A 7,925-nucleotide genomic window follows, 5' to 3' on the forward strand; every position below is an offset into this window, starting at 1 on the left:
AAAGTCGGGATTATACCATATTTTCATCAGTCTCATTATCCATAAATAATCGAGTAGGGGATAATCTCTAGCCCCTCTCACACCACCGTACATGCCGTTCGGCATACGGCGGTTCAACTAACTTTTAACGCATGTCGTTCAAGGTAATAATCCAAACACGAAACCAGTCCACGTTTTTCAAGGACTGGTTTTGATATAGCACGTTTAAGTACCGACTTCTGAGCTACTAATTGGTAGTGGTCGCCCCAGCCAGATACCTTATCTGCTATCCATTTAGGAACTCCTAACTTAAGCAATCCCCATAATCGTCTCGATTTCTTCTTCCATTGCTTCCAGATAATCACTCGTAGGCGAGTACGCAAGCGCTCATCTATGCTGGTGACAATACTTTTCATATTCCCAATGAGAAATAGTTTATCCATCCTCGAATGGACAAATTCAGTTGCTCAATACGTCTTGTTAGGTCTATACTCCATTTCCTCTGTGTTAGTTTCTTCAATTTAAACTTAAATCTCCGAACACTATCTTGATGTGGACGACTTTTCCAACCATCTGATGATTTCCAGAACCCAAAACCTAAGTATTTCAGCTCTCTTGGTCTGGTAATCTTAGTCTTGGTCATATTTACTTTCAAACCTAGCCGTTTCTCAATAAAACGACTAACTGAATACATCACACGCTTAGCGGCTGCCTCGCTTCCGACCGTCATCACACAATCATCTGCGTAGCGCACAAATCGAAGTCCCCTCTTTTCTAATTCCTTGTCCAATTCATTAAGCATGATATTGGATAAGAGAGGAGATACATTTCCTCCCTGTGGTGTACCAACTAGCGTTTTATGACGCTGACCGTTAATGATAACACCTGAATGAAGATACTTACGAATCAAGGATTCCCTATCTCCGTCTTCGATAATATTATGTACTAAGGACATCAATCTATCTTGAGGAACCCTATCGAAAAATTTCTCTAGGTCTATATCCACTATCCACTCATAGCCGTCATTTAAGTACTCTAAGAGCTTTATGATGGCTTTTTCACATGACCTATTTGGTCTGAAACCATAACTCGTATCTGAGAAATGGGGTTCACAAATGGGGCTCATGACTTGGACAATGGCCTGTTGAATCATTCTATCCATAACTGTTGGAATTCCTAGTTGACGGATGCCTCCGTTTGGTTTAGGAATCTCAACTCTAAGAACTGGTTGAGGCTTATATTTTCTCTGTTTTATCAGTTCCTTAGTCAAGCGCCAGTTTTGTCTGAGATAATTATCCATCTCTTCTATAGTCATTCCATCAATCCCAGCTGAGCCTTTATTGGATTTTACTTGATTGTAGGCTTCCAGCATATTTTCGCGTGATAATATCTTATCTAGCAATTTTGACATGTGCGTATTCCTTTCTTGTTTTGGTGCCTGAGGGACATCTTATATTGGTGAGCCTTCATCTAGTCAATACGTGACAGACTCCAGTTCTATCAGACCGTTCGTTTTACAGACACAAGTGAAGTAGGATTACTTCAATTAGTTGTTCACCCCTTCGCTCCACTTCCATTACAGAAGTTTCCTCACTACTATGGGTTCGGCTGACTTCTCATGATTCGTTGTTACTACGCATTCAGCGCTCATGAGACCTCACGGGATAAGTCGTACATCTTTCCTCGTTTACTCTCGTGATTTACGCATATAGGTTACGACTACCTTTTTGGACTTTAGAGTTTGAAGCCCCCTTATCCGCTATATACGCCTTACTATCACGTTCCTGTTCGTAGAGCCACGATTTCGCTATCCCTTCCTCTCCCCGCTACCTCACGATAGTCAGGCTTGGGAATCGCTATTGGGTTCACCGGTAGCGGGTGCCCACGGAGGACTTACACCTCAGATGCACGACATGCCCGTCGTACTTCAAAAAATAGACAGAAAATTCTTGATTTTGTCTATCGTTTATACTATAATCATAATCACTACACAGAAAGGAGATTATTATGAAAAGAATCATTCATGCTTGGAACAAGGCAAGCCTTGTCAAGCGTATCTTGATTGGTATGCTTTGTGGGGGAATTCTAGGACTGACCCTTCCTAATCTCTCAGAAATTGGGCTACTCGGGGATTTATTCGTTGGAGGTCTAAAAGCTGTTGCTCCTATCCTAGTCTTTGCTCTCGTTGCTAATGCCCTTTCCCAACATCAAAAGGGACAAGATAGCAATATGAAAACTGTTGTTTTCTTGTATATCCTAGGAACTTTTGCCGCTGCTCTTGTAGCTGTACTAGCAAGTTTCATCGTCCCTATTGAAATCACCCTAAATAGTGCTAATACCGATATTGCTCCACCAGATGGGATTGGACAGGTCCTCAGCAACCTCTTGCTCAAACCGGTTGACAATCCAGTCAACGCCCTGCTTACTGCTAACTATATTGGAATCTTATCTTGGGCAGTCATTTTTGGAATTGCTATGAGAGAGGCCAGCAAAAATAGTAAAGAATTACTAAAAACTATCGCTGACGTGACTTCTAAAATTGTCGAATGGATCATCAATCTGGCTCCATTTGGAATCCTTGGTCTTGTTTTTAAAACCATTTCTGACAAGGGAATCGGAAGCCTTGCCAACTACGGTATTTTATTGGTTCTATTAGTAACGACTATGCTTTTTGTTGCCCTTGTGGTCAACCCTTTGATTGCCTTCTTCTTTATGAGACGCAACCCTTACCCTCTAGTTTGGAACTGCCTCCGTGTCAGCGGTGTGACAGCCTTCTTCACTCGTAGTTCTGCGGCTAACATTCCTGTCAACATGAAACTCTGCCATGACCTTGGACTCAACCCAGATACCTATTCTGTTTCTATCCCACTTGGCTCTACTATCAACATGGCTGGAGCAGCGATTACCATTAACGTTTTGACCCTTGCTGCGGTAAACACTCTTGGAATCCCTGTTGACTTTGCCACAGCCTTTGTCCTCAGTGTGGTAGCAGCTATCTCAGCCTGCGGTGCTTCTGGTATTGCGGGAGGTTCCCTCCTTCTTATCCCAGTTGCTTGTAGCCTTTTCGGTATTTCTAACGATATTGCCATGCAAGTTGTTGGGGTTGGATTTGTGATTGGGGTCATCCAAGACTCATGTGAAACAGCCCTTAACTCTTCTACAGACGTCCTCTTTACTGCCGTTGCCGAATACACAGCAGCCCGTAAAAAATAACTCATAAAGGCAAGCCTGCTCAGGTCTTGTCTTTTACGCTTTTATTCTAACTTATCAGGAAATTCTTATGTCTATTAGTCAACGTACGACCAAGCTCATCTTAGCTACCTGTCTTGCCTGTTTTCTTGCTTATTTTCTCAATCTTTCTTCAGCAGTTTCGGCTGGAATTATCGCTCTCTTGAGCCTATCTGATACGCGTAGAAGTACCTTAAAACTGGCTCGCAATCGACTCTTTTCCATGCTCCTAGCTCTTGCTATTGGCGTTTTGGCTTTTCACTTGAGCGGATTTCATATCTGGAGTCTTGGCCTCTATCTTGCTATATACGTTCCTCTAGCCTACAAGATGGGCTGGGAAATTGGCATCACACCAAGCACTGTTTTGGTTAGCCATCTCTTGGTACAAGAGTCCACCTCTCCAGATCTTCTAGTCAATGAATTCCTTCTCTTTGCTATCGGTACAGGATTTGCTTTACTAGTCAACCTCTACATGCCTTCACGAGAAGAGGAAATCCAGCACTACCACACGCTGGTAGAAGAACAGTTAAAAGATATCCTCCAGCGCTTCAAATACTATTTATCCAGAGGAGACGGACGCAACCGAGCACAGCTGGTAGAAGAATTAGACACCCTTTTGGAAGAAGCCCTCAAACTGGTCTATTTGGATCACTCTGACCACCTCTTTCACCAGACGGACTACCATATCCACTACTTTGAGATGAGACAGCGACAAAGTCGCATCCTGCGAAATATGGCCCAGCAAATCAACACCTGTCACCTAGCTGCCAGTGAAAGCCTAATTTTAGCGCAACTCTTTTCAAAAATTGCAGGTCAACTGAGCCAGACCAATCCTGCTTCTGATTTGCTAGATGAAATCGAACGCTATCTGGAAGTCTTCCGTAACCGCAGTCTACCCAAGACAAGAGACGAATTTGAAACCCGCGCTACCCTTCTTCAACTCCTACGTGAAGCCAAAACCTTCATCCAAGTAAAAGTTGATTTTTACAAAAATATGGACAGTAAAAAAGAAAACCACTAAAAAACAGAACTTGCCAGCATTCTTGAAAAGTAGTATAATTATTGCATGCGCAATCATCTTGTGACGCAGAGACTGCCCGTTAATGGACTTTCTTCTATTTATGACCCTAAAAAGAAAGGAGACACTATGACCTATTTGGAAAAATGGTTTGACTTCAATCGGCGTCAGAAAGAAATTGAAAGTCTCCTGGAAGAGACCATTGCCCAACAGAGCGAGCAAAGTCTGACCTTGAAAGAGTTCTACCTGCTCTACTATCTGGACTTGGCCCAAGAAAAATCTCTACGCCAGATTGACCTGCCAGATAAGCTTCATCTGAGCCCGAGCGCAGTTTCTAGGATGGTGGCTCGCTTGGAAGCTAAAAATTGCGGTCTACTCAGTCGCATGTGCTGCCATCAAGATAGACGCTCTAGTTTTATCTGCCTGACAAATGATGGGCAAAAGACACTGGCCTCGCTACAAAAGGCTGTCGAAGAAAGCTTGGAAGCAGGTTTGGATTTCTTGATTTAAGATGATTTTAGAAAAAAGTTGCGTGCGCAATCATTTTTATTGACATTCTCTTTTACAAGGAGTAAAATAAAGTCAAGATTAAACAAAGGAGTTTTATATGATCGAAATTACTTATCTAGACGCCAGTAAGAACGAAAGAACTGTGACTTTCGAATCTTATGAAGATTTTGATCGTTCGCAACAAGCTTGCATTATCGGCGTCGCAGACTACTACCCTGTCCAAAAATTAACTTACAAGGGTCATGATTTGGACTACCATGGGACTTATGGAGATATCTTCTTCTATCTCAAGAAACAAGATTTAAGCCAATATAACTAAAAAAGGAGAAATACAATGGCAAAAGCAATTACAGATGCAACATTCGAACAAGAAACAAAAGACGGTTTGGTCTTAGTAGACTTCTGGGCAACTTGGTGTGGTCCATGTCGTATGCAAGGTCCAATCTTGGACAAATTGTCTGAAGAACTTTCAGAAGATGTCTTGAAAATCGTTAAAATGGACGTTGATGAAAATCCAAACACAGCTCGTGCTTTTGGAATCATGTCTATTCCAACTCTTCTCTTCAAAAAAGACGGCCAAGTTGTCAAACAAGTTGCTGGTGTTCACACAGCAGAACAAATCAAGGCCATCGTTGCTGAATTGAGTTAATCACACTAGAGACCAAGTACTTACTTTGGTCTCTTTTTTCTTGCCCTTTGCCATTTTTCAAAAAATATGCTAGACTGTAAGTAGAATATTACGATGTTTGGGACATGCCATCGCTAAAAAAAACCTTAACTTGGTATTTTTTAGCTCCCTCAAGGGAGCTTTTTGCGTGCTCTGAACATTTCCCATTTTGGAAGGAGTACTATGAAACGTCAATCAGCCTTGGTCGTCTTTAGTGGCGGTCAAGATTCTACAACCTGCCTCTTTTGGGCTAAAGAACACTATGAAACGGTCGAAGCCGTCACCTTTGCCTATGGTCAGCGTCATCATCTCGAAATTCAAGTTGCCCAAGAAATCGCTAAGGAACAAGGCATTCGTCATCACATCTTAGATATGTCGCTACTGGGACAAATCACTGAAAATGCCCTGACCTCTGATCTAGAGATTGAGCAAAAAGAGGGAGAGGTCCCCAATACCTTCGTTGACGGTCGCAACCACCTCTTTCTATCCTTTGCGGCAGTCCTTGCTAAGCAACGTGGCATTAAAGACATCGTGACAGGTGTCTGCGAGACAGATTTTTCAGGCTACCCTGATTGTCGAGATATCTTTGTCAAATCCCTCAATGTTACCCTCAACCTTGCCATGGATTACGACTTCGTTATCAAAACACCTCTCATGTGGCTAGACAAGGCTGAAACTTGGGAGTTAGTCGACCAACTCGGTGCCTTTTACTATGTTCGTGAAAAGACCTTAACCTGCTACAACGGGATTATTGGAAGTGGCTGTGGAGATTGCCCAGCCTGCCACCTACGTCAACATGGTTTAGATGTTTATCTCTCACAGAAAGGAGAGGACTAATGTTTTTTGCACCCAAAGAAATCAAACAGGAAACCGGGGAGTCTCTGGTCTACAATCCTCACAGAACCTTAGTATCAAAAGAATTTACCTTTGATGCTGCCCACCACCTCTTTCACTATGAGGGAAAATGCAAATCCCTGCACGGCCACACCTATCATCTGCAGATTGCTGTCAGTGGATTTTTAGATGAACGTGGCATGACCTACGATTTCGGAGACATCAAAGCTATCTACAAGAACTACTTAGAGCCCCACCTAGATCATCGCTATCTAAACGAAACTCTTCCCTATATGAACACGACTGCTGAAAATATGGTTTACTGGATTTTTCAAACTATGAGTCAAGAGTTGCCAGACGAGCGCGGTCTCCGTTTGGAATACGTTCGCCTCTATGAGACTCCGACTGCCTTTGCAGAGTTTAGACGGGAGTGGTTAGATGACTAGGGAACGTGTCCTCAAACTACCAGTTCTAGAAATTTTTGGCCCAACCTTTCAAGGCGAAGGCCGTGCAATCGGGCAGAAAACCATGTTTGTCCGCACTGCTGGTTGCGACTACCACTGCGACTGGTGCGATTCTGCCTTTACATGGGATGGCTCTGAAAAGCCAACTCGTATGACTGCTGACGAGGTCATTGCTGCCTTGGATAAATTAGGGAGCTACGACTATGTAACCCTATCTGGGGGAAATCCTGCTATCCTAGCAGCCAACATGGCTGAGCTGGTCACCAAACTCAAGGAACGTGGTGTTACTCTGGCTGTTGAAACTCAAGGCTCTCGCTGGCAAAATTGGTTAAAAGACATCGACCAGGTCACTCTGAGTCCCAAACCTCCTTCATCCAAGATGGAAGTCAACTTTGAGACCTTGGACTTTATCGTTTCCCAACTGGAACCAGACAAGGTCACCTTTAAAATTCCTGTCTTTGACGATGCAGATTTGGCCTTTGCCAAAGGCATTCAAGAACGCTACCAACCAGATGTTCTTTTCTTATCTGCAGGAAATCCTGAACCCAAGGCTACAGGAAATATTGTCCAAGACCAACTGGACCGGCTCAAAGAACTCTGGGAACGCGTCGCTGCCGACGATAGCTGGGGCAATGTCCGCGTCCTTCCTCAACTCCATACCCTCCTCTACGATAACCAACGTGGTGTTTAAAATTAGAAAGAAAAAAATCATGTCACAACAAGAAGAAATGAAAAACCTAAGCCTACTAGGCAACAAAGAAACCAACTACATTTTCGAATATCAACCAGAAGTCCTGGAATCCTTTGACAACCGTCATGTGGAAAATGACTATTTTATCAAATTCAACTGTCCTGAATTTACCTCACTTTGCCCAATCACTGCTCAGCCAGACTTTGCAACTATCTATATTTCCTACATTCCTGACAAGCTCTGTGTTGAGTCAAAATCCCTCAAACTCTACCTCTTTAGCTACCGAAACCACGGAGATTTCCACGAAAACTGTATCAACACCATCGGGAAAGACTTGGTCAACTTGCTAGACCCTCGCTATTTGGAGGTTTGGGGAAAATTCACTCCACGCGGTGGCATCTCAATTGACCCCTACTACAATTACGGTAAGCCAGGAACTAAGTATGAAGGCTTGGCAGAACAACGCCTCTTCCAACACGACCTTTATCCAGAGAAAATTGACAACCGCTAAACTCATACTCAATGAAAATCAAA

9 protein-coding genes and 1 pseudogene are annotated in these 7,925 nt (G+C 43.2%); 9 read left to right on the top strand and 1 reads right to left on the bottom strand.

Features of this window, described 5'->3' with window-relative positions; genetic code table 11:
- Positions 1-113 precede the first annotated feature (113 nt).
- Positions 114-1,390: pseudogene (gene ltrA / locus HT719_RS00365) on the bottom strand (group II intron reverse transcriptase/maturase).
- A gap of 596 nt (positions 1,391-1,986) precedes the next feature.
- Here ltrA and sstT point away from each other — a divergent pair.
- From sstT to queF, 9 genes are all read left to right on the top strand, one after another.
- Positions 1,987-3,192 carry a serine/threonine transporter SstT gene (sstT, locus tag HT719_RS00370; protein WP_172921604.1) on the top strand — a complete coding sequence of 402 codons (1,206 nt, stop codon included), beginning with the start codon at positions 1,987-1,989 and terminating at the stop codon, positions 3,190-3,192.
- Between the two features lie 67 nt (positions 3,193-3,259).
- Positions 3,260-4,228, top strand: coding sequence for an aromatic acid exporter family protein (locus HT719_RS00375; protein WP_172927868.1), 969 nt, complete (start codon positions 3,260-3,262; stop codon positions 4,226-4,228).
- A 126-nt stretch (positions 4,229-4,354) separates the two neighbouring features.
- Positions 4,355-4,735, top strand: a complete 381-nt coding sequence (locus HT719_RS00380; protein ID WP_000221629.1) for a MarR family transcriptional regulator — start codon at positions 4,355-4,357, stop codon at positions 4,733-4,735.
- Between the two features lie 97 nt (positions 4,736-4,832).
- Positions 4,833-5,054 carry a DUF4649 family protein gene (locus HT719_RS00385; protein ID WP_172927870.1) on the top strand — a complete coding sequence of 74 codons (222 nt, stop codon included), beginning with the start codon at positions 4,833-4,835 and terminating at the stop codon, positions 5,052-5,054.
- A 15-nt stretch (positions 5,055-5,069) separates the two neighbouring features.
- Complete coding sequence (trxA, locus tag HT719_RS00390; protein ID WP_001029581.1) at positions 5,070-5,384, top strand: thioredoxin; 315 nt, start codon at positions 5,070-5,072, stop codon at positions 5,382-5,384.
- Positions 5,385-5,585: 201 nt separating this feature from the next.
- A complete protein-coding gene (gene queC / locus HT719_RS00395) occupies positions 5,586-6,239 on the top strand; it encodes a 7-cyano-7-deazaguanine synthase QueC (protein WP_172927872.1) in 654 nt (217 codons plus the stop codon).
- The gene (gene queD, locus HT719_RS00400; protein WP_000464575.1) at positions 6,239-6,682 is read left to right on the top strand and encodes a 6-carboxytetrahydropterin synthase QueD; all 444 of its coding nucleotides are present in this window, start codon (positions 6,239-6,241) and stop codon (positions 6,680-6,682) included. Before queC ends, queD begins: the two co-directional genes overlap by 1 nt.
- Positions 6,675-7,391, top strand: a complete 717-nt coding sequence (gene queE / locus HT719_RS00405; protein ID WP_119946838.1) for a 7-carboxy-7-deazaguanine synthase QueE — start codon at positions 6,675-6,677, stop codon at positions 7,389-7,391. The genes queD and queE overlap by 8 nt, the downstream gene beginning before the upstream one ends.
- Positions 7,392-7,410: 19 nt before the next feature.
- Positions 7,411-7,902: a preQ(1) synthase gene (gene queF / locus HT719_RS00410; RefSeq protein WP_000082587.1), complete on the top strand. Its 492-nt coding sequence runs from the start codon at positions 7,411-7,413 to the stop codon at positions 7,900-7,902.
- Positions 7,903-7,925: the final 23 nt, after the last annotated feature.

This window comes from Streptococcus sp. k-378, from assembly GCF_013277505.1.
GTDB classification, from domain to species: Bacteria; Bacillota; Bacilli; order Lactobacillales; family Streptococcaceae; genus Streptococcus; species Streptococcus pseudopneumoniae.